The sequence below is a fragment of the Vreelandella mediterranea genome (genome assembly GCF_970647075.1).
This window is the reverse complement of the sequence record NZ_OZ310198.1, coordinates 2,487,601-2,512,133: the sequence shown is the minus strand read 5'-3', so window position 1 is coordinate 2,512,133 and position 24,533 is coordinate 2,487,601. Positions and strand designations below refer to the sequence as shown.

Below are 24,533 nucleotides of genomic sequence, written 5' to 3'. Positions count from 1 at the left end.
CTATTCGATGTAGCACTGGGCGCCGGGGGTTAAACCCCCGGCGCCTTTTCGCGTTGGCGGTGCTGTAAAGGTGGGTGACCAAAATAGCGCTTGTAGTCGCGGCTGAACTGGGCGGCGCTGCGGTAGCCCACCGCCAGCGCCGTCTGGTTCACGTTATGGCTTTGCTGGGTGAGAAGCTGCTGCGCCTTGAGCAGGCGCAGGCGCTTTATGTACTGCACCGGGGATGCCCGGGTTATCTGCTTGAAGTGCAGGTGAAACGCGGAGCTGCTCATGTTCACCTGGCGAGCCAGCGCCTCGACGCTGACTTCCTCGGCAAAGTGGTCGTGCAACCTGGCAAGCACCTGCACGATACGCGCGTAGTGGCCGTGCCCCTGAACCAGCGCGCGCAGCGCCGGGCCCTGTTCGCCCTTGAGCGCCTCGTAGACGACGTCGCGGATGCGCGCCGCGCCCATGGCGCTGCACGCTTCGCTTTCGTGCAAGGTGTCAATCAGCCGCGCCACCGCGCCTTGCATGGCGGCGTTCATGGCGACGGATGCCATGGGGCGCGGCGCGGCATTTTGCGGCGCACAGCCGCCCATGGCGGTGACGAGCTCCCCCAGTAGCGCTGGGTCGAGCTTGATCGAAATGCCCAGCAGCGGCGCCTGGGGGCTGGCGTCGGTTTCGCACTCGAAGGGCAGCGGTAGGGTTTGCACCAGGTACTGGCCCGGGTCGTAGTGGATTTCCCGGTCACCCAGGTAGCCGGTTTTTCGCCCCTGGGCGATGATGATCAGGCTGGGTTCGTACATGAGCGGCGTGCGCGCTTGGCGGCGCGGCAGATAGAGCAGCGACACCTGGTCGAGCAGCGAGGCATTGAAGCCTTCGTGGCGCACCAGCGGCTCTATGAGCCGAGCAAGCGGGCTCGAAGGGGCAGAAGAGGTCACCATGATCGGGTTCCAAAAGGCCGTTTAACGAGGATTGTGCCATTTTTGCACGGTTTTTTGTTACTTGATTGCAGGGTTTTGGAGAAAAAGGCAAAAACGGTGGAGCTTCCTTCATCGCAAGATGGCCCAATAGGGTCAATAATGAAGGTACTTTCATTCGACCACTCGGAGCGTTTATGACCCAGGCACACTCCTATGCCGCTTTTGCCGCCGATAAGCCGCTGGCCCCGTTTAGTTTTGAGCGCCGCGAACCGCGCCCGGACGACGTCGCCATCGAAATTCTCTACTGTGGCGTTTGCCACAGCGACCTGCACTTCGCGCGTAACGACTGGGGTATGAGCCAGTATCCGGTCGTGCCCGGCCACGAAATCGTGGGCCGCGTAACGGCAGTGGGCGACAAGGTCAGCCGCTTCAAACAAGGCGACCTGGTCGGCGTGGGCTGCATGGTCGATTCTTGCCGCAGCTGCAGCGCCTGTAAGGATGGCGTCGAGCAGTACTGCCTGGAAGGCTTCACCATGACCTATGGTAGCGAAGACCGCCAGGACGGTACCGTCACCCAGGGTGGCTACTCCGATTCCATCGTGGTGAGCGAACACTTCGTACTGCAAATGCCCGACGGCATCGATCTTGCCTCCGCCGCGCCGCTTTTGTGCGCCGGTATCACCACCTACTCGCCGCTCAAGCACCACGGCGTCGGTAAAGGGCACAAGGTCGGTGTCATCGGTATGGGCGGTTTGGGCCACATGGGCGTGAAACTGGCCAAAGCGCTGGGCGCCGAAGTCACGCTCTTTACCCGCTCGAGCGCCAAGATAGAAGAAGCCAAGCGCAACGGTGCCGACCACGTCGTGGTTTCAAGCGATCAAGAGCAGATGGACGCGGTGGCGGAAACCTTCGACTTCATGCTCGATACCGTGCCGGTCCAGCACGACCTCAACCCCTACCTCGCGTCGCTCAAGTATGACGGCACGCACATCATCGTGGGCCTGCTGGAGCCGATCGAGCCCGCTATCGAAGCGTTCAACCTGGTGTTCAAGCGCCGTGTCGTGGCTGGCTCGTTGATCGGTGGCATCGCCGAAACCGAAGAGTTCTTGAAGCTTTGTGCCGACCAGGGCATCACCTGCGACATCGAGATGCTCGACATCAATGCGATCAACGAAGGCTTCGAGCGTATGGAAAAAGGTGACGTGCGCTACCGTTTCGTGATCGACATGGCCACCCTGAAAGGCGATAAGGCCTGATTGCTCGCGCCTTGACACGTAGCCGATATCCACCGCCCACCTCGTGTGGGCGGTTTTTTACGTACCGTTTTGCAAAACGCTTTTTAAACCTCAGGCAGATGGGCGACGACGCGCAGGCGCACGTAGTCGGCGCTCCAGTGGCCCTGGCCGTCGCTCAAGCTATGAGAAAGAAGATTCAGGGTGTTATCCACCACGGTGTTCTTCATGTTCTCATCGAGGCCGTGCAGAAAGGGCCCGGCAAAGGTGTCGAGCCAGCCGGTCATGCCGGTGGGTAGCGGCGTTGGGCGCGCTACCAGTTCGATGCTATCGACCTTGAAGCCGACGGTTTCGAGCAGGTGGGTATACTCCTGGGCGGTAGGGAAATACCAGGGATGGCGGCCCCGGGCGCTGATGCCACGAAACTGGAGCGCCGCGATCAACGCGGTGCAAATCGCGGCGATGTTACCGTGACCGCCAAACTCGGCTATGAGCCGCCCGCCAGGTTTCAGGGCGCGCTTGATGCAAGCCAATACCGTTTGCGGGTCGAGCAGCCAGTGCAGAACGGCGTTGCTGAACACCGCATCGAACTCTTGATCGAAGGGGAGCTGGTAGGCGTCGATGTGCCTGGCATCGAGGCCGCGCTGACGGGCAGCTTCGACCATTTCTTCGGCGGCGTCCACGCCGACGACGTCGGCGCCAAGCTGGCTGATACGCTCGGTCAAGGCGCCGTCGCCGCAGCCCAGGTCGAGAATACGCTCGCCAGGCCTGGCGGCCAGAAGATCCAGCACGTCGTTGCCAAGCGCCGGCACGAAGCTTGCGTGCTCGGCGTAATCCTGGGCATTCCAGCGCTGGCCCGGGCCTTGCTGATGTTGGTCTTCAAAGGTATCGGACATAGTGGGCTTCCGAGCGTAAAAAGAGAAAGTGTGTTCCAAGCACAGTATAGTCCGCTACCGGTAGCGTAATGAGCAAGTAATTAACGCTACCTTGCTTTATTTTCGCTACGTTATGGCCTCCCTGTAGGATGAGATTTCTACTGTAGAGGGCCGTTTTTCGAATTCGTATTCGCATTGAGGAAGTATGAACGACACGATCAAGTTAATGACGTCTCACCGCTCGATTCGCAAGTTTCGCGATCAGTCGATCCCCCGGGAGCTTTTGGTCGATCTGATCGAAGCGGGCCAGGGCGCGGCGACCTCCAGCCACGTGCAGGCGTACAGCATCATTCACGTCAAGGCGCCGGAAAACCGCGAAAAGCTCGCGGAGCTTGCCGGTGGGCAGCCTTATATCCACCAGGCGTCGACGTTTTTGGTCTTCTGTGCCGATATGAAACGGCCCACCGAAGCCGCCGAGCGCACCGGGGCGAAGGTCGTACGTGGCATGACCGAACAGCTACTGGTCTCCACCGTGGATGCCGCGCTGGTCGCACAAAACGTGGCCGTCGCCGCGGAGTCGGAAGGCCTGGGCATCTGCTATATCGGTGGCTTGCGCAATAATCCCGCCGCGGTCAGCGAGCTTTTACGCCTGCCCGAGCACGTCTACCCGGTGTTTGGCATGTGCATCGGCTATCCCGAGCCTGATCAGATCCCCGAGGTGAAGCCGCGCCTGCCCGTCGAAGCGGTGCTCAAGGAAGATTACTACAGCGAAGACCGCGACCAGGTCGAGGCGTTCGATGAGACCATGAAGGCGTACTACCAGGCGCGTAGCAGTGCCAACAAGGACACCGATTGGTCGCACAATCTGACGCCGCTGTTCGATACCAAGCTGCGGGCCCATATGCGCGAATTTCTCATCGAGCGCGGTTTCGAAATGAAGTAACGCCCTGGCCTCGGCCGCGCCAAGGCCGGCGCTCAGGTTTGCGACAAGTCGTTCAATAGGGTGGTCAGCGGTATCGGCTCGCCCAGGTGGAACCCCTGGGCGTAGTGGATGCCGTGGGCCTGCAAAAGCGCAAGCAGCGCCGGCTGCTCGACGAACTCGGCGATGGTCTGCTTGCCAAAGCCTTTGGCGATGTCGGCAATGGCTTTGACGATGGTTTGGCTGTCCGGGTCGGTCAGCAGGTTGCGGATGAAGGAGCCGTCGATCTTGATGTAGTCCACCGGTAGCTGCCCCAGGTAGTGGAAGCTGCTAAAGCCGACGCCGAAATCGTCCAGCGCCGTTTTACAGCCCAGCTCACGAAGCTTTTGAAGCACGTTGTGAGCGGCAGAAAAATCGGTGATCGCGGCGGTTTCGGTGACTTCCAGTATCAGGCGGCAGGGGTCGACCCGGTGGGCGTGAAGCTCCTCGGTCAAGTACTGGCTCAGCTCCTGGTCGTGAAGCGATTGGCCGGAGAGGTTGAGCGCCAGCGAAATACCGTGCGCTTGAAGCGTGGCAAGCGCTTTCAAGCTGTGATGAATCACCCACCGGTCCAACTGGGTAATCAGCCCGCTATGCTCGGCGATAGGGATGAAGTGCGCGGGCAGCACGAGGCTATTATTGGCGCCGCGCATCCGGAGCAGCGCCTCATAGTGCTTAACGGAATGATCCTCCAGGTGCACGATGGGCTGCACCCAGATATCGAACGCGTCGTTGTCCAGGGCTTGGCGAAGCCGCTCGACCCAGTATACCCGCTCTTGAAGTTCGCCGCGGGCGTCGTCGGCGGTCGAGAGCACGTGCCAGTGGGGGTCGCCGTGCTCCTTGGCTTTGTACATAGCGATATCGGCACTGGCTAAAAGATCGGCCGGCGTACTGCCGTGCAAGGGGGAAAGCGCAATGCCCACGCTTGCTCCAATATGGTGCTTGCGCCCGGCGGCGTTGAAATCAATGGCGTTGATGAGCTGGATGACATACTCGGCCACGTGAGCCGCCTGTTCGCTCGAAATACCGCTCATCAGCAGCGCAAACTCGTCGCCGCCCAGGCGCGCAATGGTGCTGCGCTGCCCCAGGTTGGCGCTGAGCGTAGAGGCGACTTTCCTGAGCAGCCGGTCACCGACGTGGTGGCCGCTAAGCTCGTTGATCTCCTTGAAGCGGTTCAGGTCGAGCAGTAAAACGGCGACCTCGGCGTGCTCCTCGAGCGCTTTTACAAGGGCCTCGTAAAAGTAACGCCGGTTATGAAGCTCGGTCGTGGTATCGCGTTCGGTGAGCCACACCAGGCGCGCCTCGGCGGCCTTGCGCTGGGTAATATCCAGCCCCACGGTAACGCACGCCAGGGAGCCGTCGGCGGCGTGATGAAGCGGCGCGTGATACCAGGCAACGGTAGTACGACGCTTGTCGAGCGCTTCAAACGTGCTTTCTTCAGGTCCCGGCCGCTCATCGCTGCCCACTTGGCCTGTTTGAGTGCGCTCCCGAAGCGGGGCCGGCATCGGCTCGGGCTGATTGAACACCGCGTTGAAATGCTGGCCGATCAGTTCCCCCTCTTGGCACCCCAGTGCCTCGTGGGTAAAACAGTTGGCCAGACGGATATAGCCCTGGCGGTCCTGGCCGATAATGAAGACCTGAGCGGTATTGAGCAGGCTATTGACGAAATCGCGCTCGCAGGCGAGTTCGTCCACACGTACACAGAGCTCGTCGCTGCGCTCTTTTACATCGTTTTCCAACGCATGTAGTTGCAGCGCCAGCGCTCGCGTTGCCTCTTCCAATACGTCGATCTCGTTGCGCCAGCGTGCGGGCCCCGGCAACAGCGTGCCCTGTACGTTTTCGAACTCGCCGCGGGCCAGCGAAGGGAGCAAATGCGCCACGTGGCGAAGCCTGGCCATTGGTCCGAGCAAGATGATCAGCAGTAAAAGTTCTGCGAGTACCCAGCCGATAACGCCGACCAGCAGCAGGGTTTGGGTCGCGGTTCGAATGGAGGCTATCTGTAGTGACGTGTCGGCGACCAGTAAAAAGTAGCCTGTGCTGCGCCAGTCACCGTCGTCCTGCATATAGACCGCGCTGACTTCCAAATGACGGTCATCGTGCTCGACGCTGTAGGGGGCGTTCACCAGCCGGTAGATGGGGACGCTTCTCGCAACGTTTTCGATGACGGGCAGGGCCTGCTCCAAGTGGGTCAGGGCGATAACGCGGCCCTCCCATTCGGGGATGTTATGCACAGGCGCCGCGTTTTGGGTCTCCTCGCCGCCGGTCACCATCAGCGCGAGGTCGCTGCCCGACACCGCTTTGACTTCGCGCATCACGTCGGCCAAATCCCGGGAAAAGATCACCACGCCGCTGCTTTGCCCCTCCAGCAGTACCGGCACCGCCGCAAATTGCTGGCAGGTCAGCGCGCAGCGAAGCCGGGTCAGCGGTGCTTCCATGGTGAGTACGTCATTGATCCAGCGCCGAGCAGGGAAGATCGGCGCTTCGTCTCCCACGCCGAAGTGAAGTACTTGGTCCCCCAACCGATTGAAGACGAAAAGATTGTCCACGCCGCCTTCAAGCTGAAGCGTTGGCCATTGGGCGCTCAACAGTGCGCGCAGCTGGCTTTCGCTGCCGCTTTCTAGCGCCGCGCCAAGCTCTGGCGCCGCCGCTGCCAGCCCCGTTAACTGGCGCAGGCTATTGCTCGAGCGCTGCATGGCCAGGTGTATCTCGCGTTGCTGGCGCTCGTGCTGCTCCTGGCGTGCGGATTCCAACTGACGGGTCAAGTAGTGTTGCCCAAGCCATACAAAAAGCGCCATTAATCCCAGCAGCAAAAGGCTGCTAAGAGCCACTACCCGCCATGTCAAACTTAACCAGCGGGGCGCTCGCCGAGGTGCCGTAGGCTGCATGAATAGTCGTTTCCCGGTAACCAACGCCTAGGCGTCGTGAAAAATGTCACAAGAGCGTATCCCGTGTTGGCTTGCCGTGCGCGCCGTAAAGGCGTTGTTAATCGATGGAAATAACGTGAACCGTATCATCTATACAGCGCCGCTCGAGATAGCCAAGTGCGCCCGGCGTGTTGGCCAGTTTTTCACGCATTTCGGACAAATCGCGCACGCGGTGGGGCGCTGCGCCCATACTTGAAAACGCGACACGATCCCAGGCAAGCTGGAGCTGATGCGGATAAACATCCAGCCACTCTTTGGCAAAGCGTGTGTGCGCCGGGTGGCGGTTAGGCAGCACGAACACCTTAACCACGTGCCCATCCGGCCAGGTTTGCTGGCGCAGGGAAAAGAGGGCGCGAACGCCATCGCGGCTTAGGCCGGAAGTGGTCACCCCAGGATGAGTCACCGGCAGTAAATCTTCGGATGCCCGTGTTTGAGCGTGGACATCGCTTAAACATAGCCAAAGCGCCAAAAGCAGCCCGATGCCCGCAGCGCTTGTCACTACGTTTTTCAAAGAAGGCGTTATCACACCCTGTGTCGGCTGAAAGCGCATTTCATGCATCGCTTTGCAACCCCTTGGGGTGCCCCTTTGGGTGGCATACATCTACGTATTCGCGCGTCAGCAACGTTGGACATGGTGCCTCTCTAAAGTGCTTTTTATTAACAATTGGTTATTAAGCTTATAGGCTTTTACGTATGACGAAAATAGACGAAGGTGTATTAAGCTAATGCCGGCTTGCGATAGGGTATCCGCCTTTATGGGCATGGACCGCGAGCGGGCGCCGCCCCATCCGCTTGCTTGAGTTTAAAGCGCAGATCGCTGACTGGCACTACACTAACAAAGAATCGATACCGCCGCGCCTTGGGGCGGTCACCACGACAAAGGAGAGTCACCATGGCCGGTGGATGGGCAAAAGATGGCGCCGAGCAAGAGCAAATCGAGAGCACGCTGGAAGATGGTGTCGAGCGGGCGCGAAGCCAGTTGCCGAGCGGCGAGAGCAATACCCACTGCGAGGAGTGTCTGGAGCCGATTCCCGAGCCGCGGCGCAAGGCCCTGCCCGGCGTGAAGCTTTGCATCGCCTGCCAAGGCGCCGAGGATCAAAAGGCCACCAGTGCCAGCGGCTACAATCGCCGCGGCAGCAAGGATAGCCAGTTACGTTAGTTCGCTGCGTTGACCGGGCGTATTAAAATTCTTCAACGATTGCGCTAGTGTAAAAGACCATCTCTCGCGTCGCACCCGCCACGCCCTGAAAGGCCCTTACCATGCGCAAAAGACCTACCTGGTCCCGTATTCTCATCCATTTCGCCATCGCGCTGCTGGCGGGTATTTTGTTGGGCAGCGTTATTCAAACTCAAATCAATCTAGCGGCGCTGGGACACATGGGCGTCGAGATATCCGCTTTTCGGCGCGTAATGACGACACTTTGGGACCTGGTGACCTTTTCACCGGTGTATGCGCTGTTGTTCTCCGTTGGGTTCATCGTCTCCCAAAGCGTGGCGCTTTTTATCTCCCGGCTGCTGTGGGCCGGCCGCTACCGGCTGCTGCTTTGCCCGTTGATGGCGATCACGGCGCTGTTCATCACCTTCCATTTGGTAAACTATTTTGCGCCGATGCCCACCCTCATTGCAGCGACCCGCACAACGCTTGGTTTCGTCGCCATGCTCTCGAGCGCGGGGTTTGCCGGGCTGGTACTGGCGCTATTACGCGGGCGCGGCCATTACCACCGCCACGCGGCGCAAGCGGCTAAAATGGCGGCGATCCTTTTAACCGCTGCAAGCCCTTTGCTGGCTACGCCGCCGCCGGCGCTGGCCCAAAGCGCCACACCGGCGTATCAGTTGGAGACCCTCACCGAAGGCCTGGAGCATCCCTGGTCGCTGGCCTTTTTACCCGATGGCTACATGCTGGTGACCGAACGCCCCGGTCGTCTGCGGCTTTTAACCCCGGAGGGGGAACTCCTGTCCGCTATCGAGAATGTCCCGGCGGTATACGCCGCCGGCCAATCCGGGCTTTTCGACGTGCTGCTTTCGCCCCGCTTTGGCCAGGATCGAACGCTTTTTCTAAGCTACGCGTGTGGCGAAGAGGAGGCCAATCACACGTGCCTTGCCCGCGCCCGCCTGGAGGGCGAAGCGCTGGAGCCGGTGGAGGAGATTTTTCGCGCAAGCCCCGCCAAACGTGGGGCCGCCCACTACGGCGGGCGCCTGGCCTGGTTTGCCGATGACACGCTCATTTTGACCCTGGGCGATGGGTTCGACTACCGCGAGCAGGCGCAAAACAACGAAAACCACATCGGCACGATCGTGCGTTTGAATCGCGACGGCAGCGTCCCGGCGGACAACCCGTTCGTGAATGATAGAAGCGCCCGCCCGGAGATCTACAGTTTCGGGCATCGTAACGTTCAGGGCCTGGTGGTCGACCGCGATAACCGCATCATCACCCACGAACACGGGCCTCGCGGCGGTGACGAGATCAACATCATCGCCCCCGGCGCCAATTACGGCTGGCCGATCGCCACCACGGGGCTCGACTACACCGGCGCTCGGGTCACGCCCTTTACCGAGTATCCGGGCACCGAGTCACCGCTTCTCGAATGGACGCCTTCGATTGCCCCTTCAGGTATGACTCGCTACGACGGCGAACTGTTCCTCGAGTGGCAGGGCGACTTGCTGGTCGGCGCGCTGGTGGACCAACAAGTGCGCCGCGTTACGCTCTCCGATGATGCCAGCGAAGCCGAGGATGTCGAAGGCCTGTTTGGCGAGCTCGACGAGCGCATCCGCGATGTCCGTACCGGCCCGGACGGCGCGATTTATCTACTCACCGATAGCCCCCAGGGGCGCCTTGTTCGCGTCACACCCGCCACACCTTGACGCCCAGGCCGCGGGGTTCGCACGGGTCTCGCGGCGCGGCGCATCCACTCTGGGTGAGTTTGTGATTTCCTCGATCAAGACTAAAGTCAATAGAGTGCCTGTACGAACGGGACCGCGCTCGAACAACGCAATCGAGCCGCAATGACTTTGGACAAGGAGGTTATGATGAAGCCTATCAACACGTTCGACCCGACACGGCGTAAAGTGGTTGGCGGCTTGGCCACCGGGGTTGCCGCGGCCATGGCCACGCCCGCCTTTGGTCAGTCATCGACTGCGTCAAGCCAGTCCCGCGCGGGGTCCAATGGTGGTGAAGGCGCAAGCGAAGCGCTCAAAATGCAGGACCCCACCAGCCAGTACCCGGCACCGCCGTTTCCCGAACAGCCACAGGAGTGGCCGGGCCTGGCAAGCGAAATGGAGCCGCGCCCCGACCACGGCGAAGAGAGCTACCGGGGCAGCGGCCGCCTGGAAGGGCGCCGGGCGCTGATTACCGGCGGCGACTCCGGTATCGGCCGCGCCGCGGCGATCGCCTACGCCCGGGAAGGGGCGGATGTCGCGATCAACTACCTCGAGGCCGAGGAGTCCGACGCTCGGGAAGTGATCGAACTAATCGAAGCGGAAGGACGCACGGCGGTGGCGATCCCCGGGGACATTCAAAGCGAGGCATTCTGCCGCGAGCTGGTCGAGACCGCGGTGGAGCGCCTGGGCGGTCTGGATATTCTGGTCAACAACGCCGCGCGTCAGCAGTGGAAGCCGTCGATCACCGATATCTCCCACGACGACTTCGATGCCACCATGAAGACGAACCTTTACGCCATGTACTGGATCACCCAGGCGGCGATGGAGCATCTGGAAGCGGGGGCCTCGATCATCAACACCTCCTCGGTAGTAGCCTACGACCCGCCCAAGGTGCTGCTCGACTACTCCATGACCAAGGCGGCGATCATCGCCTTCACCAAGGGCCTGGCCAAACAGGTCGCCGAGCAGGGCATTCGCGTCAACGCCGTGGCACCGGGCCCGTTCTGGACACCGCTACAGCCCAGCGGCGGCCAGCCGGACGACGCGGTGCAGAACTTCGGCGAAGACACGCCCTTCGGCCGCCCCGGCCAACCGGCGGAGATTGCCGGCATATACGTGCTGCTCGCCTCCCAGGAATCGAGCTTCACCACAGGGCATGTGTATGGCTCGGCGGGGGGCAGTGGTCAGCCCTGATATCGGTTCAGCCTGTGGGGTCATCGGGTATATAATTAGCGGCTTAATTATTGTCTACCCGCAGGCTTGTTCATACTCATGGTTCATATTCGTTACTCCCACCACAGCGAAGATCGCGATTTCGCCCAACACAAGGCCGACACGGATCACCTCGAACAGGCTTTTGAAATCATCGACCGCTACCCCTGGAAACAAGAGATCGCTATTTTCGAGGAACTGGGTGAAGGCGGGGGTATCGACTTCGTAATCGGGGATGAACAAGGCAAACATGCCTACTACCAATTCATTCCCATCGAAGAAGACAAGGGCTTGCTCTCTTTGACCGTCGTCGTCAAAACCGGCCTCTTCAACCTGCTCGGCCGCCAGGCGCTGAGCCGTGATTTCCATCTCGTTACCATCGACACCGCCAAGACCCATATTCAGGAGCTCTTCGAGCACTCCGTCGAATTTCTGTATGAAAAGCACCGGCCCTTCAAGAGCTGATCAAGGTTTTTCTCTTCAAGATACGAGTGATTCGACACCACGGCCGGTGAGAGGCTTTCAATGAAGTATCACGGCGCGATCATCGACGAACGTTTGATGACCGGTCACGAATACGCCTATGCGAAAAAAGTCGTGGCGGCGCATCGCTATATTTTTTGGTTTTTGATGGTGGGTGGCGTCATCACATTTTCTATGGGGGCAGGGCTTCCGGTCGCCTTCAGCCTGGATACGCTGACGCTTGATTGGGTAGGGTTTCGCTCCTCGCGTTTCTGACGCTGGCGCCGATGATCACCGGCGTTTGGATGTTCTGGCTGGGTTATCGGCGCCGCGTGCGTTTCGACCCGCGCGTCTCCATCATTCGGGGCATCCTGACCATTCGCAAAAAGCGCGTGCCGAGCATGAACGGCGGCGGCCACTACGTGAATGAGTACTACATCGGCAACGCCTTGCTGCACGGCCCTCCGGGGTCGTACTACCTTCTCGAAAAGTGCCATGGTCAGGTCATCAATGTACACGCACTCTTTTTGCGGATGTATCCACCGCTGAACCCGGGCAAGCGCTATAAGGGGGTTGAGGAGGCGCTTCTTTTCAACCTCAATGATCGAATCAACCTGAACGGGGCTTTCGAGAAGTACGGGCGAAAGATGTTCAAACGCGATGCTTGGCGTTTCAACCTTCTAAGCGCCCCGCCCATGTTGCTTTGCCCCGGGCTTGGCTTCTACCTGATCTTCAAGTACGAGATCTTCACTTTCTGGGCATTGATGGGAATTCTGGTGGCATCGATCATCGCCGGGGGCCTGATGTACGAATTGCTCGAGTACCTCTACAAAAAGCTCAGAAAGAAACTCGACCCCGATTTTCAGGGCCTGACGCTGGAAGAGATGCTCAAGGGCTAGGCTCGTCGAAGGAATAGGCAACAGAGACCATGAAAAAACAGAAACCCAAGGGCGATACCGCCATCGATGAGGCAAGAACACTCGGCCAGCGTGAAATGACGGTAAACGAGCGGTTTCACGTAAGGCAGGTGGCGCTTTACAAGCGAATGGGGCTTCACGTCACCGCACTGGTCGGCGCCGTTTTCGGGCTGATGGGCATCGCGCTTTTAGTGCTCACGCTGGGGCTTTTGATCCGCTTTCAGATCGTGGGCTTTTTGATCGCGGCGGCAACGACAGGGCTTCTGGGGTATGTCGCGCGAGGAATGATCCGTGAAGGCACCAAGCGAAGGCTCAAAACGGCGGCTCAAGTGACGATGATCAAGGGCGTGATGGAGCAGCAGGCGGTTAGCTACGCCACCTATAACGGCAGAACCACTCTGTATTTCCATAGTATCGGCGACTTTGAGTTCATCAGGCCATTGGATACGGAAATCATCTTCATGTTTTTTGCCGGGAAGCCCTTCGAGGCGCACGTGGTCGAGCTATCTTTTGAGACGCCCGACGGGGCGCCACTGGCGTTGAGAAAAAAGCGCGAGGCCATACTGCTCAAGCTCGAGAGCGAGGAGGGGGATGAGATCAAGGTCGACATCGACGGTGTCTATGCCCGATACGGCCGACGCTATTTCTATCGCTACTTTCTGGCCCAAGCGTTGATCGTTGGCCCTTCTATACTGTTGAGCCTGGTATTGATGATCGGTTACGCCGACCCGCTCGCCAAGTCTTACGGGCTCGGGTTTTTTACCGTGATGTTGGCCATCGTCGTACCCATTGCTATCGCCTTCGCCGCCGGGTCGCTGGTCTATTTCCTGTGCCTGAAGCTTCGCAAGCTGATCAACCCTGATTACGTCAAAACCCACGAGGAGCGGCTAAAGGGGTAGAGCCTTTTCATCCACCTGAAACGCGAGCCGGGCGATGAAATCCTCGACCAGTGGTGAGGTGTTCTCGCGGTGCCAATTCACGTTGAGCGCCAGAGTCGAATCGGGCCCGCCCGCAAGCGGCGCCAGCGCGCAAAACACGACCCCGTCCAAACGCACCGAGCGCGCGAGCGAGGAGGGCACCAGCGCAACGCCCAGCCCGCTTGCCACCAGCCCCAGCAAAGTATGAAGCTGGGCCGCTTCCTGTTTGATGGCAGGGGTGAACCCCGCCGCCTGGCATAGCGCCATCAGCCGGTGATGATAGCCCGGCCCCAGCCCCCGTGGAGTGAAGACGAAATCGCACTCGGCAAACGCCTCAAGACGCACCGACTCGCTGCTTGCGGCGTGGGCCGCGCCGGGGTGGTCGGCGGGAAGTGCCAGCAGGATCGCCTCTTCCAGCACTTTTCGCGTCTCAATCACCGGCGGCAGCGTCAGTTCGCGCATCAGCGCCACGTCGACCTCGCCAGCCAACAGCGCTTCGAGCTGGCGCGCGGAAGGCATCTCGCGAAGGTCGAGCTCGACCTCGGGCAGCGCGCATCGAAAATCGCGCAGCGTCGCGAGTACCGGTGCGTAGCCCGCAAGCGACAGGGTGGCGACCCTCAGCCGGCCAGCCACGCCGTTGGCCACATCGCGCGCCTTGCTGATCCCGGTTTCCAACGTATCGAGGGTGGCGTAGGCGGTTTCCAGAAAGGCGCGGCCAGCGGGAGTCAGCGCGACGTCACGCTTGCCGCGGGTGAACAGCCCAAAACCCAAGCGGTCTTCGAGCCGAGCAATAGCCTGGCTCAAGGGCGGCTGTGCCATGTTGAGCCGGGCGGCGGCGCGGTGAAAGTGAAGCTCTTCCGCCACCGCAACGAACTGCTCGAGCAAGCGAGTTTCGATCATGTGAACCTTGATGAATGAATCGATGAGGCCTTCAGTATTTTAAATGATGCAAAAACGGCTGAGTAATATTTAAAAGATATCAAACCCGCCGTTAATCAATATTAGCCAAAATTAATTGAAGCCGTATCTTGAAAGGTATTCACTCACGCTTTGAAAGGAGCCATCGATGCCGTTCAAGAATCGAACCGCCCTGATCACTGGCGGCGCCCGAGGGCTCGGCTGGGCCTATGCCGTAGCACTCGCTGAGGCGGGCGCCAATGTCGTGATCAGCGACTGCGGCGCCGACCGTAGTGGGGCGGGTAGTGATAGCGGTATTGCCGAACAAGCCGCAGCCGCGCTCAGAGAGCAGGGCTATAACGCCGTGGCCCATAGCGGCAACCTGTCAGAAGAGGCCGAGTGTCAAACACTGGTCGCGCGGGCCGCTTCCGCGTTTCAGGGCCTGGATATCATCATTCACAACGCCGGCTGGGTCGGCTACCAGCGCATCGAAAACGCCCAGACGGATTTTCTCGAGCGCTCATTAGCAGTGAACGTCTGGGCGCCAATGTGGCTTGCCAAACATGCCTGGACTCACCTCAAGGCATCGAGCGCCCCGCGCATCGTGCTGACCACCTCCGACCGCGCCATGTACTTGGGCTACGGCCAGAAGGGCTTGGCCGCCTACGCGGCGGGCAAGATGGCCCAGGTCGGTCTCATGAATGCGCTGGCCTTCGAGGGTGCCGAGCACGGCATCCTGGTGAACGCCGTCTCGCCGGTGGCCCGAACGCGCATGTGGGGCGAAACCGATACACCTTCGGATCTCAAGCCCGAGTGGGTAACGCCGGGAGTGCTGTACCTGGCAAGCGAGCGGTGTCAGGAGAGCGGCTATATTCTGCGTGCCAGCAACGGCCAGTTCAGTGCCACCCGGTTCGAGGAGAACGTCGGCGTCGACTACCCGCGGGATTTGAACCGCGTCAGGGCGGCCAGCGTCGACGAGGTGGCCGAGCGGTGGAACGCGATCAAGGAGCGCGCCCATGCACATCGGTAACCTGAGTCGGTGGGCAGAGGTGAGGGCCGAGCTTGGCGAAAGCCCGGTCTGGGATGAGCGCACCGGCACGCTCTATTTCGTCGATATCACCGGCGGGCGCCTATACGCTTTTGAACCAGGCGGCGGGCTTCAGACACGCTATACGTCAAGCCAGCCCATCGGCGCGCTGGCGCTCACCGAAACCGGTGATCTGATATTTGCCGAGGGCTCGCGGGTCGCGCTGCTCGATCGCCAGACTCGACACGTTACCCGAACCTCGGAGGCGGTAAGCACGGACCCGAATCACCGCTTCAACGACGGCGCCTGCGACCCCCAAGGGCGCTTCGTAAGTGGTTTGATGGATCAAGAGCATGCAAGCGAAAGCGGGCGGCTCTACGGCTTCGATGATCGATTAACGGCCACGCGTATTCATGGGGGCATGGGTCTGCCCAACGGCCTGGCGTGGAACCGGGCGGGGAGCCGCCTTTACTTCGTGGACTCCATGGCGCGGCGCATTTTGCAGGCGGACTACTCGCCGAGCACCGGCGCCCTGAGCAATATCGCCACCTTCGTAGAGACTCCAGCTCATCTTGGGCGACCCGACGGGCTCGCCATGGATGTGGAAGGCGGCATTTGGGTGTGCCAGTTCAACGGCGCCTGCTTGCTGCGCTATAACGCTTATGGTGAACTGACCGATAAACTTCCGGCGCCCGTGCCCCGGCCCACCAGCTGCTGCTTCGGGGGCGACGACATGCAAACGCTTTTCGTGACCTCCGCCCGGTTCGGTATGGGCGCGAATGAGCTCGAACGCTACCCCGAGTCGGGCGATCTATTCGCGGTGCGCCTGCCCGTGGCCGGCGAGCCGCGCTATCGTTTCAAGGCACATTAGCCCGCCCATTCGTTTCATATTGAAGGAGAACCCCATGTTCACCGGCCTCAGTGCCTTTCCGTTAACGCCCATGAACGAGCAGGGGGGTCGCGAAGATGAATTCGTCGCCCTGATCCAGCGCCTGGCCGCTGCGCGGGTGGATTCCATCGGCGTGCTGGGCTCCACCGGGAGCTACGTTTACCTCTCCCGGGAGGAGCGCGCGCGTGTTACACGGCTGGCGGTGGAAAGCGCTGGTGACATACCTGTGATGGTGGGCATCGGGGCGCTGCGCACCCGCGACGTGTTGGCGCTGGCGGAAGACGCCCAGAAGGGCGGGGCGAGCGCCGTGCTGCTGGCACCGGTGTCGTATCAAACGCTCACCGAGGACGAAGTGTTCCGCCACTATAAAACGGTGTGCGAAACGCTTAGCGTGCCGCTCTGCGTCTACGACAACCCCGGCACCACGCACTTCACCTTCAGCGACGAGCTGCATGGGCGTATTGCCGAACTCCCCCAAGTGAAGTCGATCAAGATACCGCCGGTGGCAGGCGATATCGACGCGGTTAGTGCCCGCATCACTAGGCTGCGCGCTTTGATTCCCGACGATGTCACTCTTGGCATTAGTGGCGACTTCGTCGCAGCCACCGCCCTGACTGCCGGCTGCGATGGTTGGTATTCGGTGCTCGGCGGTCTGTTTCCGGAAAAAGCGCTGGCCATTACCCGCGCCGCCCAGGCAGGCAATGCCGAAAAAGCTCAGCGGCTGTCCAGCGAGCTCGAGCCGCTCTGGGCGCTCTTTCGCGAACACGGAAGCCTTAGGGTCATCGCGACCGCGGCGGAGCTAATGGGGCGGATCAGCGCGCCGTGTTTGCCGCTGCCGCTCAAAACCCTCGAAGGCCTTCACCGGGAAAACCTCGCCCGGGCGATCGAGGCGCTATAGATGACGGGGCAAAAGAACGGGCCAGGCGGCTCTGTCGAAAAGACCCTGCCGCGCAGTTGGGTGTGGGACGACACCCGGGCGTTTTTGGCCGTGGCGCGAAACGGCACGCTAAGCGGGGCGGCGGCGGAGCTTCATCTGGGGATTGCCACGCTTTCCCGCCGCATCGAACGCCTGGAGCATGCGCTCGATGTGGCGCTGTTTATCCGGCTTCAGTCGGGCTATCGGCTCACCGAAGAGGGCGTGGGGCTTTTGGAACACGCCGAGGCGATGGAAGCGGCGGCGGCCGCGTTCACCTCGGGAGCGGCCCAGCACACCCCCATCACCGGAAAAGTGCGGTTGGCCACCGCGGAAAATCTAGCCACTGAGCTGATACTGCCCGCCCTCCCGGCGCTCTACCGCCAGTACCCGGGCATCACCCTGGAGTTGGTCACCGATATCACCACGGTCAACCTGCACCGCCGCGACGCCGACCTCGCGCTTAGAATGGTCAGGCCCGAGCGCGGTAACGTGACGCTTCGGCGGTTGGGCACGCTGGGCTATGGGGTGTACGCCAGTGCGGAGGTTGCCGCCAGGCGCGCTTGCTCAAGTAACCCTGGCGGCTTCGACGACGAGGCCTTCATTACCTGGATGGATGAGTATGCCCACCTGCCGGCGGCTCAGTGGTGTGAGCGCACCCTGCAAGGGCGCCCGCCCGCGCTGACCACGACCTCCATCGCCACTCAGGTAGCGGCGGCCAAAGCGGGGCTCGGCCTGGCCGTACTGCCGCATATCGTGGCCTTGAACGCGGGGCTTGTTTGTGTCGCTAGAGAGATCGGCGTAGCGCAACCCATTTACCTGGTCAGCCAGGCCGATATTGCCCAGAGCGGGCGTATCTGCGCCGTGGCGGAGTTTCTGGCCGAGCTGGTCAGCCGCCATCAGGAGAGATTGGGCGGCTGAAAGTAGCGCTTTTTCAGCGTTACTTTTCCGGTGTTATTCGGTCAACTCGATCAGCCGGTCGGCGTAGTCGGTGAAGAGACCATCCACGCCCCAGTCGAGCAAACGTTGCATTTCCTCAACGTCGTTGACCGTGTAGACATGCACGGCCAGGTCGTTGTCCTGGGCCTGGCGAACGAAGCCTTCGTCGATTACTTCGACACCTTCGTGGAGGTAGTTGGTGCCCAGGCCCACCGCGTACTCGGCCACCGCCTGGAAGTCTTCGTCGGTGATCTCACCGGGCCCCGGCGTTACGTCCGTCCACTCGGTCAGGCGTTCACTGTCATCTTCCTCCGGGGAGTACCACACGAGCTGAATCAGCGGAATATCCGCGTTCAGCTCATGAATTTTGAGAAGGCTCTCCTGATCGAAGGACTGGATCAGCACGCGCCCGGTATTAATCATGTCGTACGCTTCCAGGCGGCGCACCAGGCCCTCTTCTACGCCCGGGTTGAGTTCCGGCGACTTGGTTTCGAGATAAAACCGGGCATCCTCGCTGAAGCGGTTGAAGACTTCTTCCAGGGTTAGAATGTGCGCGCCTTCGAAGGCGTGTTCGGCACGCTCGGGGTTTTCCTCGTTGAACCAGGCGCCGGTATCCAGGTCTTTCAGCTCGGTCAGGGTGTGATCGTTGATATGGCCTTCGCCGTTACTGGTGCGCTCGAGGGTGTCATCGTGAAAAGCGACTAGCTCGCCATCAGAGGTCATCTGGATATCGAGTTCCAGGTAATCCGCGCCCCACTCGTGGGCCAGTTCGAGCGCGGCCATGCTGCTTTCCGGCGCATGGCCGCTAGCGCCGCGGTGGGCAATGACCTGAAACGACTGCAGATCCTTTAGCTGTTGCTCCAGCGGCGTATCCGCTTGGGCGGACGTCGTAGCACCAGCGAAAAGACCTAGAGAAAGAGCAGTAACCCACGATGTGTGCTGCATGATCAGTCCTTTAATTGAACGGGGGCAATGACCGTACCTCTTTTGAGACCGCTTTCCAAATGGGCTGGATCAACATTCAAGGCCCACGGTTTCCCGATTTCATCGCTGCGCGCCAACCCCGGTTCATTATTCTTGCGTTGACCTGGCTTGCCATCGATCTCACGCTTATGTCGACCTATGCGGGTCTTGGCTCCAGCATTAGCCGTTGGTTTCAAAGCCCGCGCCGCTACAAGCGGTTCAACCGGGCGACCGGCGGCCTGTTCATGGCCGCCGGCGGCACGCTGATCGCCTCGAACCAGTAGGCAGCGTTAACGCTGGTGATGCTCACTCGCCCGGGCGTCAAGGAGTGACACTTTGGCCAATCTCGTCATCTGTGCCGACGGCACCTGGAATCAGCCCGAAGAAGACCTGGAAGAGGATTATCCGACCAACGTATTGAAGCTGGCGCGGGCCATTTCGCCTTTTAGCGGCGAGGTGCGCCAGCACGTCTCCTACGGCTGGGGCGTGGGCTCCCACGATAACCGGCTGACCGGCGCGCTGACCGGCGCCGGTATCGAAAAGAACATTATCGATGGCTACCGCTACATCGTTCAAAATTACGCCCCGGGCGATGACATTTACCTGTTCGGCTTTAGCCGCGGCGCCTATAACGTGCGTGCCTTGAGCGGGCTGATCAATAATTGCGGCATTCTGAAGCGCTCAGAGGCGGACCGGATCACCCAGGCTTGGGAGATGTACCGGGACGACGCCGACGAAAACTGGCCCGGTGGGGAGGCCGCCAAGGCGTTTCGCGAGGCGTATTGTCATCCTTCTCGCCGTATTCATTTTATCGGCGTCTGGGACACCGTGGGCGCACTCGGTATACCGCTGAGCCTGTTGGGTGGGCTCTTCAATCACGACAACGAATTTTACGACACCAAGATGGGGAGCAATATCGCCACCGCGCGCCATGCGCTTGCCGTGGATGAAAAGCGCGAGGATTTCGAGCCCACCCTGTGGGAGGCCCGTGAAGACGTGGATTTGAAACAGGTGTGGTTTGCCGGCGTACATAGCGATATAGGCGGGGGCAAGGAACCGGATGAAAACGGCCTTCTAACCTCGGACATGCCCCTTGAGTGGATGGCGGACGAGGCCAAAGCGGCAGGCTTGGCCCTCGAACCCCATCTGTTCGAGAATCTAACCGACGGCAGTCAAGCGGCGCTCAATGAATCGCGCAAACACATATACCGGTTGAGGTCCAAACTCGACCGCCCGCTGATCAACGAAGGCAAACCCACGGCGATCCACAAAAGCGTGAAGGCCCGCTACGAGCGCGATGAAGACTACCGCCCGCCCAAACTCGAGGCGCTGGTAAAAGAGCGCGGCTGGGCGGATATCGAACTGGAAAGCTGATGGTAGCCACGGCTATTTGGCGTCGATGGGGTTCGGGCCAATCGAACCGGTGGCTCGCCACTATTTAAAGCGTGAGCGTTTGCCCGAGTCGTAACAGAGCTGGTCTCTGGGCAAGTCGTTGGGCAGTTCGCTCAACGCCTTGCCGACGGCGCGGGCGTTCACCCCTGGTGCAACGCGAATTCCGAAGCCTGTATCGGCCTTGAGCGCATTGACGCCATTGGTATTCAAGACCATAGGCCAAATGATGCCGTAATATTTATGGACTCTGACGCTGTAATCATGCGAGAAAGCCAGCGTCGGTTCATCGGCTTTGGTTGGATCCGATGGTTGAGTGTCGACGACCTCGACAAGACTATTCTCGAAGGAGAGCCAGTAGAGCGGTATCAGGCCGAGTGTCCAACCCGCAACGAATTGAGCAGGGTCCGAATAGCTGCCGTCCTCGGCAACGCTGCTCTTCACGGTCAATCGATAGCGATAGTCACCCGAGGAGCATTGAGCCATGCCAGGCAAATAAACGCCTCTTGTATTCTTTAAATCCCCCCCGACGAACCCCGCGCAGCCGGATAATAGCAGGGCGAGTGCACCGGCTTTGCATAGCGCGGTGACGCTTTTTACCTTCATTAAGCAGCCTTATGGATGAGCATTTGATCGAGGTGTCGATAGTCAGGTAATTGCCCTTGGGGTGTGGCCAAATTCGCCAGGATTTTCCCGGATGCCACGACACGATGCTAAGTTTAACGAATAAAAGATCGCCTCGATAGACTGACCCGGCGAGAGAGGCCGGTAGGCGAAGCCCGCACGAGCGGTTTGGCAGCGGCAGAGTATTTAAAAATAGAATATAAGATTCGATTTTAATTCCTTTTTGACCACTTGAATTTGCCCTAATATAGCGCGCCACACCCGTTGGACCGCAGGCCTTCAGAGGCCGCCAGGCAAATATCAGGATCGATCATGAGTGAGCAAGAGGGCGCGCACTTCAAGCGCAGTATGCAGACGCGCCATTTGGTGATGTTGTCGCTGGGCGGGGTCATTGGTACCGGGCTTTTTCTAAGCTCTGGCTATACCGTACAGCAGGCCGGGCCCACGGGCGCGGTATTGGCGTATCTGGTGGGGGGGATCGTCGCCTGGCTTGTGATGATGTGCCTGGGCGAGCTTGCCGTACACATGCCGGACTCCGGCGCGTTCAGCGCCCACGCCAGCCGCTATATCGGCCCTGGTACCGGCTACATGGTGGCCTGGATGTACTGGCTGACTTGGACGGTGGCGCTGGGCTCGGAATTTACCGCCGCGGCGGTGTTCATGGGGCGCTGGTTTCCGGATGTGCCCGGCTGGTACTGGAGCGGACTATTCGCGGCGATCGTGTTTGGCGTCAACGCCTTTACCTCGCGCTTTTTTGCCGAGTCCGAGTTCTGGCTTTCGTTGATCAAGGTGATCGCGGTGGTGGTGTTCGTCATCGTCGGCGCCGGCGCGATCATCGGCTGGGTGCCGCTGCAGGATGCAAGCGGCGCTAGCGTGGCATCCCCTGGGCTTTCGGCTTTCTGGGGCGAGGGCGCCATGTCGCCGAGCCTCTTGGCTATCGGTACTACGTTGCTGGCGGTGATGTTTGCGTTTTCCGGCACCGAGCTCATCGGCATTGCTGCCGGTGAAACCGTCGACCCGGGGCGCAACGTGCCCAAAGCGATCCGCGCGACGCTTTGGCGGCTGATTCTGTTTTTCGTCGGCACCATCATCGTGATTGCCGCGCTCTTACCGCAAAGCCAGGCCGGGCTGAGCCAAAGCCCGTTCGTCGCGGTGTTTCAGCGCCTGGGCGTGCCGGGGGCGGCGGACATCATGAACTTCGTGATCATCACCGCGCTGCTCTCGGCGGCCAACTCCGGGCTTTACGCCTCATCGCGTATGCTTTGGACGCTTTCCGATCAAGGCACGCTGCCCCCGGCGCTTGGCCGGCTCAACAAGCGCGGCATTCCCATGAACGCGCTGCTGCTCAGCATGATCGGCGGCTTCGGCGCGCTGTTCTCAAGCGTTTACGCGCCGGAAACCGTCTACCTGGTGCTGGTGTCGATTTCGGGCCTCGCCGTAGTGGTGGTGTGGATGGCGATCGCGCTCAGCCAGCTCAACTTTCGCCGCCAGTTCCTGCGTGAAGGCGGCCGCCTTGAAGACCTGGTCTACCGCACGCCGTTCTACCCCTGGGTGCCGCTGATCGCGTTTGCGGCATGTTTGGCGGCGTGCATCGGTATCGCGTTTGATCCGCAGCAGCGCGTCGCACTCTACTTCGGCGTGCCGTTCATCGCGCTTTGTTACCTGGTGCACTACGTGCGCCACCGCGCAGCGCCGCCAATCCCGATAGACACAGCCAACGCCACCCAGGAGAAAAACGTATGAGCGAGTCGAACCCGATCAAGGCCCTGCTGGCGGATGCGCCTTTCATGGTGATCGACGGGGCGCTGGCCACCGAGCTCGAGGCGCTTGGCTGTGATCTCAACGACGCGCTGTGGTCGGCGCGCCTTTTAAGCCAGGCGCCGGAGACGATTCGCCAGGTGCACCAGGCGTATTTCGAAGCCGGGGCGGACTGCGCGATTACCGCAAGCTACCAGGCGACGATTCCCGGTTTCATGCAGGCGGGGCTAAGCGAGGCGCAGGCGCGCGCGCTGATCACGCGCTCGGTCACGCTGGCCCGTGAAGCCCGCGATGCGGTGTGGCAGCCCGGCCAAACCGACCGACCCCAACCGCTGGTGGCGGCCTCGGTCGGGCCTTACGGTGCCTACCTTGCCGACGGCAGCGAGTACCGGGGCGGGTATGAGCTGGACCGGGCCGGGCTGGTCGATTTTCACCGCGAACGGTTTGAGCTTCTATTAAACGCGGGCGCCGATGTGCTGGCCGTGGAGACGCTGCCGTCTCTGGAGGAGGCGCTGGCGATCACCGATTTGTTGGCCGAAAACCCAGGCGCTCAGGCCTGGATCACCTTTTCGGCGAAGGATGGCGAACACATCAGCGACGGTACGCCGATTAAGACGTGCGCGGCGGCGCTGGCGGGCTGCCCGGGGGTGGCGGCCCTTGGTGTCAACTGTACTGCGCTTGCGCATATCGAATCGCTGATCAAGGCGATCAAGCGCGCCTGCGATTTGCCGGTGTTGGTTTACCCCAACTCCGGCGAGGTGTACGACCCGGTGACCAAAACCTGGCACCCCGCGCCCTGCGATCACACCAGCGCGCCTTCCGGGCTTGCCCAGGGCGCCGAGCAGTGGCTGGCCGCGGGCGCTTCCGGCATTGGCGGGTGTTGCCGCACTACGCCGGCGGATATCGAAGCGCTGGCCGCGTGGCGGCGCGCGCTTTAGGCCAACTGACGCTTCAAGGCGCTGGCTCGTTCAGCGCCTGCTTGAACCAGGCCGCCAGCTTATCACCGGCCCGCGGGCTCGTTTGGCTCGGCAGCCATAAACAGAGCCGGGCAGGGGTTTCCACGCTGCCCCAGGGCGCCACCAGCCGTCCATTTTTCAAGTCGTCCTCCACCAGCAGTTTGGGCGCAATGGCCACGCCCAGCCCCGCCACCGCCGCTTCCATCAGGTAGTAAAGGTGATCGAACCCCTGGCCTTTCGTAAGCGCCTCGCTTAAACGCCCCTCTTCGAGCCCCTTGGCGCTTGCCCAGGCGGGCCAGGCCTGGGGGCGAGAGGCGGTGTAGAGAAGCGGCGCGTTATAAAGCGTTGCGGGCGCGTTAGAGTCGAGGCGGGCGGCGACCTCCGGGGTGGCCACCGCGCAGATCTCCTCGACCATTAGCTCGATCACCTCGCCATCACCCGGCCAGGGCGGCTCGATAAACGCGAGCGCTGCGCTGGTTGTTTGCTCATTTGGCTGCTCGGTTTCGCTGACCACTACCTGCAGGTTGAGCTCGGGCAGGGCGCTTTTCAGGCGGCCAAGCCTTGGGATCAGCCAGCGCGCCAGCAGGCTGCCCGGGCAGGCCAGGGTGAAGGGCGCGCCGTCGATCTCACGCTTGAGAAGAGCGCAACTGTCGCGCAGCCGCCCAAACGCTTCACCCAGCCCGCTTTGTAGCGTCTCGCCGTGGCGGGTCAGCGTAATGCCGCGGCCCGCCTTCCCAAAAAGCGCCGTGCCGAAGTGTTCGTCCAGGCTTTTGAGCTGGCGGCTGACCGCGCCGTGGGTCACGCTGAGCTCGTTAGCAGCGGCGGTGACGCTGCCAAGGCGCGCAGTGGCTTCGAATGCGCGCAGCGCGCTTAACGGCGGCAGGCTCTGGTGCATGGTAATC

General features: G+C 61.0%; 25 protein-coding genes. 17 read left to right on the top strand and 8 right to left on the bottom strand.

The genetic code is table 11. From position 1 onward, the window contains the following. Positions 1 to 29 precede the first annotated feature (29 nt). The gene (locus ACWFVE_RS11580) at positions 30 to 923 is read right to left on the bottom strand and encodes an AraC family transcriptional regulator N-terminal domain-containing protein (protein WP_447529422.1); all 894 of its coding nucleotides are present in this window, start codon (positions 921 to 923) and stop codon (positions 30 to 32) included. A 173-nt stretch (positions 924 to 1,096) separates the two neighbouring features. Here ACWFVE_RS11580 and ACWFVE_RS11575 point away from each other — a divergent pair, with 173 nt between their 5' ends. Further along, positions 1,097 to 2,158, top strand: coding sequence for an NAD(P)-dependent alcohol dehydrogenase (locus ACWFVE_RS11575; RefSeq protein WP_447529421.1), 1,062 nt, complete (start codon positions 1,097 to 1,099; stop codon positions 2,156 to 2,158). An 83-nt stretch (positions 2,159 to 2,241) separates the two neighbouring features. Here the strand turns inward: ACWFVE_RS11575 and ACWFVE_RS11570 are convergent, their stop codons facing one another. Beyond that, complete coding sequence (locus ACWFVE_RS11570) at positions 2,242 to 3,030, bottom strand: class I SAM-dependent methyltransferase (protein ID WP_447529420.1); 789 nt, start codon at positions 3,028 to 3,030, stop codon at positions 2,242 to 2,244. A gap of 184 nt (positions 3,031 to 3,214) precedes the next feature. Between ACWFVE_RS11570 and nfsA the strand changes: the two genes are divergently transcribed. Further along, positions 3,215 to 3,952 (top strand): oxygen-insensitive NADPH nitroreductase, encoded by a 738-nt coding sequence (gene nfsA, locus ACWFVE_RS11565; RefSeq protein WP_447529419.1) that lies wholly within the window; start codon positions 3,215 to 3,217, stop codon positions 3,950 to 3,952. 32 nt (positions 3,953 to 3,984) lie between these two features. Here the strand turns inward: nfsA and ACWFVE_RS11560 are convergent, their stop codons facing one another. Both ACWFVE_RS11560 and ACWFVE_RS11555 read right to left on the bottom strand, forming a co-directional pair. Continuing rightward, complete coding sequence (locus tag ACWFVE_RS11560; protein ID WP_447529418.1) at positions 3,985 to 6,795, bottom strand: EAL domain-containing protein; 2,811 nt, start codon at positions 6,793 to 6,795, stop codon at positions 3,985 to 3,987. 154 nt (positions 6,796 to 6,949) lie between these two features. Next, complete coding sequence (locus ACWFVE_RS11555; protein WP_447529417.1) at positions 6,950 to 7,441, bottom strand: hypothetical protein; 492 nt, start codon at positions 7,439 to 7,441, stop codon at positions 6,950 to 6,952. Positions 7,442 to 7,783: 342 nt separating this feature from the next. Between ACWFVE_RS11555 and ACWFVE_RS11550 the strand changes: the two genes are divergently transcribed. The 7 genes from ACWFVE_RS11550 to ACWFVE_RS11520 all read left to right on the top strand — a co-directional run bounded on the left by ACWFVE_RS11550 (position 7,784) and on the right by ACWFVE_RS11520 (position 13,258). After that, on the top strand, positions 7,784 to 8,050 hold the full coding sequence (locus tag ACWFVE_RS11550; protein ID WP_447529416.1) for a DksA/TraR family C4-type zinc finger protein: 267 nt from the start codon (positions 7,784 to 7,786) through the stop codon (positions 8,048 to 8,050). A 101-nt stretch (positions 8,051 to 8,151) separates the two neighbouring features. After that, entirely contained in the window at positions 8,152 to 9,753 is a 1,602-nt protein-coding gene (locus ACWFVE_RS11545; RefSeq protein WP_447529415.1) for a PQQ-dependent sugar dehydrogenase, read from the top strand. Positions 9,754 to 9,918: 165 nt separating this feature from the next. Continuing rightward, complete coding sequence (locus tag ACWFVE_RS11540) at positions 9,919 to 10,962, top strand: SDR family oxidoreductase (protein ID WP_447529414.1); 1,044 nt, start codon at positions 9,919 to 9,921, stop codon at positions 10,960 to 10,962. 78 nt (positions 10,963 to 11,040) lie between these two features. Beyond that, positions 11,041 to 11,445: a hypothetical protein gene (locus tag ACWFVE_RS11535; protein WP_447529413.1), complete on the top strand. Its 405-nt coding sequence runs from the start codon at positions 11,041 to 11,043 to the stop codon at positions 11,443 to 11,445. A 60-nt stretch (positions 11,446 to 11,505) separates the two neighbouring features. Further along, positions 11,506 to 11,718: a hypothetical protein gene (locus ACWFVE_RS11530; RefSeq protein WP_447529412.1), complete on the top strand. Its 213-nt coding sequence runs from the start codon at positions 11,506 to 11,508 to the stop codon at positions 11,716 to 11,718. Between the two features lie 11 nt (positions 11,719 to 11,729). Next, positions 11,730 to 12,341 carry a hypothetical protein gene (locus tag ACWFVE_RS11525; protein WP_447529411.1) on the top strand — a complete coding sequence of 204 codons (612 nt, stop codon included), beginning with the start codon at positions 11,730 to 11,732 and terminating at the stop codon, positions 12,339 to 12,341. Positions 12,342 to 12,370: 29 nt separating this feature from the next. Then, the gene (locus tag ACWFVE_RS11520) at positions 12,371 to 13,258 is read left to right on the top strand and encodes a hypothetical protein (protein WP_447529410.1); all 888 of its coding nucleotides are present in this window, start codon (positions 12,371 to 12,373) and stop codon (positions 13,256 to 13,258) included. Here ACWFVE_RS11520 and ACWFVE_RS11515 read toward each other — a convergent pair. After that, on the bottom strand, positions 13,247 to 14,176 hold the full coding sequence (locus ACWFVE_RS11515) for a LysR substrate-binding domain-containing protein (protein ID WP_447529409.1): 930 nt from the start codon (positions 14,174 to 14,176) through the stop codon (positions 13,247 to 13,249). The two genes, ACWFVE_RS11520 and ACWFVE_RS11515, sit on opposite strands and share 12 nt — an antisense overlap. Before the next feature lie 166 nt (positions 14,177 to 14,342). Here ACWFVE_RS11515 and ACWFVE_RS11510 point away from each other — a divergent pair, with 166 nt between their 5' ends. Genes ACWFVE_RS11510 through ACWFVE_RS11495 form a run of 4 tightly spaced genes read left to right on the top strand, consistent with a single transcriptional unit; the run spans position 14,343 to position 17,923 of the window. Then, positions 14,343 to 15,203, top strand: a complete 861-nt coding sequence (locus ACWFVE_RS11510) for an SDR family NAD(P)-dependent oxidoreductase (protein WP_447529408.1) — start codon at positions 14,343 to 14,345, stop codon at positions 15,201 to 15,203. After that, positions 15,190 to 16,071, top strand: a complete 882-nt coding sequence (locus ACWFVE_RS11505) for an SMP-30/gluconolactonase/LRE family protein (protein ID WP_447529407.1) — start codon at positions 15,190 to 15,192, stop codon at positions 16,069 to 16,071. The genes ACWFVE_RS11510 and ACWFVE_RS11505 overlap by 14 nt, the downstream gene beginning before the upstream one ends. A 34-nt stretch (positions 16,072 to 16,105) precedes the next feature. Further along, positions 16,106 to 16,987: a dihydrodipicolinate synthase family protein gene (locus ACWFVE_RS11500; protein WP_447529406.1), complete on the top strand. Its 882-nt coding sequence runs from the start codon at positions 16,106 to 16,108 to the stop codon at positions 16,985 to 16,987. After that, positions 16,988 to 17,923: a LysR substrate-binding domain-containing protein gene (locus ACWFVE_RS11495; protein ID WP_447529405.1), complete on the top strand. Its 936-nt coding sequence runs from the start codon at positions 16,988 to 16,990 to the stop codon at positions 17,921 to 17,923. It begins immediately after the preceding gene. Positions 17,924 to 17,956: 33 nt separating this feature from the next. Here ACWFVE_RS11495 and ACWFVE_RS11490 read toward each other — a convergent pair whose 3' ends face one another. Further along, positions 17,957 to 18,886 (bottom strand): glycerophosphodiester phosphodiesterase, encoded by a 930-nt coding sequence (locus ACWFVE_RS11490; RefSeq protein WP_447529404.1) that lies wholly within the window; start codon positions 18,884 to 18,886, stop codon positions 17,957 to 17,959. Between the two features lie 59 nt (positions 18,887 to 18,945). Between ACWFVE_RS11490 and ACWFVE_RS11485 the strand changes: the two genes are divergently transcribed. Both ACWFVE_RS11485 and ACWFVE_RS11480 read left to right on the top strand, forming a co-directional pair. Further along, positions 18,946 to 19,188 (top strand): hypothetical protein, encoded by a 243-nt coding sequence (locus ACWFVE_RS11485; RefSeq protein WP_447529403.1) that lies wholly within the window; start codon positions 18,946 to 18,948, stop codon positions 19,186 to 19,188. A 52-nt stretch (positions 19,189 to 19,240) separates the two neighbouring features. Beyond that, entirely contained in the window at positions 19,241 to 20,278 is a 1,038-nt protein-coding gene (locus tag ACWFVE_RS11480) for a DUF2235 domain-containing protein (protein ID WP_447529402.1), read from the top strand. A 60-nt stretch (positions 20,279 to 20,338) separates the two neighbouring features. Here ACWFVE_RS11480 and ACWFVE_RS11475 read toward each other — a convergent pair whose 3' ends face one another. Next, positions 20,339 to 20,899 (bottom strand): hypothetical protein, encoded by a 561-nt coding sequence (locus ACWFVE_RS11475; protein ID WP_447529401.1) that lies wholly within the window; start codon positions 20,897 to 20,899, stop codon positions 20,339 to 20,341. A gap of 330 nt (positions 20,900 to 21,229) precedes the next feature. Here ACWFVE_RS11475 and ACWFVE_RS11470 point away from each other — a divergent pair, with 330 nt between their 5' ends. Then, on the top strand, positions 21,230 to 22,660 hold the full coding sequence (locus ACWFVE_RS11470) for an amino acid permease (protein WP_447529400.1): 1,431 nt from the start codon (positions 21,230 to 21,232) through the stop codon (positions 22,658 to 22,660). Next, positions 22,657 to 23,613: a homocysteine S-methyltransferase gene (gene mmuM / locus ACWFVE_RS11465; RefSeq protein ID WP_447529399.1), complete on the top strand. Its 957-nt coding sequence runs from the start codon at positions 22,657 to 22,659 to the stop codon at positions 23,611 to 23,613. Before ACWFVE_RS11470 ends, mmuM begins: the two co-directional genes overlap by 4 nt. A gap of 13 nt (positions 23,614 to 23,626) precedes the next feature. Here the strand turns inward: mmuM and ACWFVE_RS11460 are convergent, their stop codons facing one another. After that, entirely contained in the window at positions 23,627 to 24,526 is a 900-nt protein-coding gene (locus ACWFVE_RS11460) for a LysR family transcriptional regulator (RefSeq protein ID WP_447529398.1), read from the bottom strand. Positions 24,527 to 24,533: the final 7 nt, after the last annotated feature.

Coding starts and splice junctions, on each gene's coding strand:
- ACWFVE_RS11460 (WP_447529398.1), bottom strand. CDS start 24,526: ATGCACCAGAGCCTGCCGCCGTTAAGCGCGCTGCGCGCATTCGAAGCC.
- ACWFVE_RS11520 (WP_447529410.1), top strand. CDS start 12,371: ATGAAAAAACAGAAACCCAAGGGCGATACCGCCATCGATGAGGCAAGA.
- ACWFVE_RS11545 (WP_447529415.1), top strand. CDS start 8,152: ATGCGCAAAAGACCTACCTGGTCCCGTATTCTCATCCATTTCGCCATC.
- mmuM (WP_447529399.1), top strand. CDS start 22,657: ATGAGCGAGTCGAACCCGATCAAGGCCCTGCTGGCGGATGCGCCTTTC.
- ACWFVE_RS11470 (WP_447529400.1), top strand. CDS start 21,230: ATGAGTGAGCAAGAGGGCGCGCACTTCAAGCGCAGTATGCAGACGCGC.
- ACWFVE_RS11535 (WP_447529413.1), top strand. CDS start 11,041: ATGGTTCATATTCGTTACTCCCACCACAGCGAAGATCGCGATTTCGCC.
- ACWFVE_RS11525 (WP_447529411.1), top strand. CDS start 11,730: ATGATCACCGGCGTTTGGATGTTCTGGCTGGGTTATCGGCGCCGCGTG.
- ACWFVE_RS11485 (WP_447529403.1), top strand. CDS start 18,946: ATGGGCTGGATCAACATTCAAGGCCCACGGTTTCCCGATTTCATCGCT.
- ACWFVE_RS11505 (WP_447529407.1), top strand. CDS start 15,190: ATGCACATCGGTAACCTGAGTCGGTGGGCAGAGGTGAGGGCCGAGCTT.
- ACWFVE_RS11580 (WP_447529422.1), bottom strand. CDS start 923: ATGGTGACCTCTTCTGCCCCTTCGAGCCCGCTTGCTCGGCTCATAGAG.
- ACWFVE_RS11500 (WP_447529406.1), top strand. CDS start 16,106: ATGTTCACCGGCCTCAGTGCCTTTCCGTTAACGCCCATGAACGAGCAG.
- ACWFVE_RS11550 (WP_447529416.1), top strand. CDS start 7,784: ATGGCCGGTGGATGGGCAAAAGATGGCGCCGAGCAAGAGCAAATCGAG.
- ACWFVE_RS11495 (WP_447529405.1), top strand. CDS start 16,988: ATGACGGGGCAAAAGAACGGGCCAGGCGGCTCTGTCGAAAAGACCCTG.
- ACWFVE_RS11515 (WP_447529409.1), bottom strand. CDS start 14,176: ATGATCGAAACTCGCTTGCTCGAGCAGTTCGTTGCGGTGGCGGAAGAG.
- ACWFVE_RS11570 (WP_447529420.1), bottom strand. CDS start 3,030: ATGTCCGATACCTTTGAAGACCAACATCAGCAAGGCCCGGGCCAGCGC.
- nfsA (WP_447529419.1), top strand. CDS start 3,215: ATGAACGACACGATCAAGTTAATGACGTCTCACCGCTCGATTCGCAAG.
- ACWFVE_RS11555 (WP_447529417.1), bottom strand. CDS start 7,441: ATGCGCTTTCAGCCGACACAGGGTGTGATAACGCCTTCTTTGAAAAAC.
- ACWFVE_RS11475 (WP_447529401.1), bottom strand. CDS start 20,899: ATGAAGGTAAAAAGCGTCACCGCGCTATGCAAAGCCGGTGCACTCGCC.
- ACWFVE_RS11575 (WP_447529421.1), top strand. CDS start 1,097: ATGACCCAGGCACACTCCTATGCCGCTTTTGCCGCCGATAAGCCGCTG.
- ACWFVE_RS11540 (WP_447529414.1), top strand. CDS start 9,919: ATGAAGCCTATCAACACGTTCGACCCGACACGGCGTAAAGTGGTTGGC.
- ACWFVE_RS11490 (WP_447529404.1), bottom strand. CDS start 18,886: ATGCAGCACACATCGTGGGTTACTGCTCTTTCTCTAGGTCTTTTCGCT.
- ACWFVE_RS11530 (WP_447529412.1), top strand. CDS start 11,506: ATGAAGTATCACGGCGCGATCATCGACGAACGTTTGATGACCGGTCAC.
- ACWFVE_RS11510 (WP_447529408.1), top strand. CDS start 14,343: ATGCCGTTCAAGAATCGAACCGCCCTGATCACTGGCGGCGCCCGAGGG.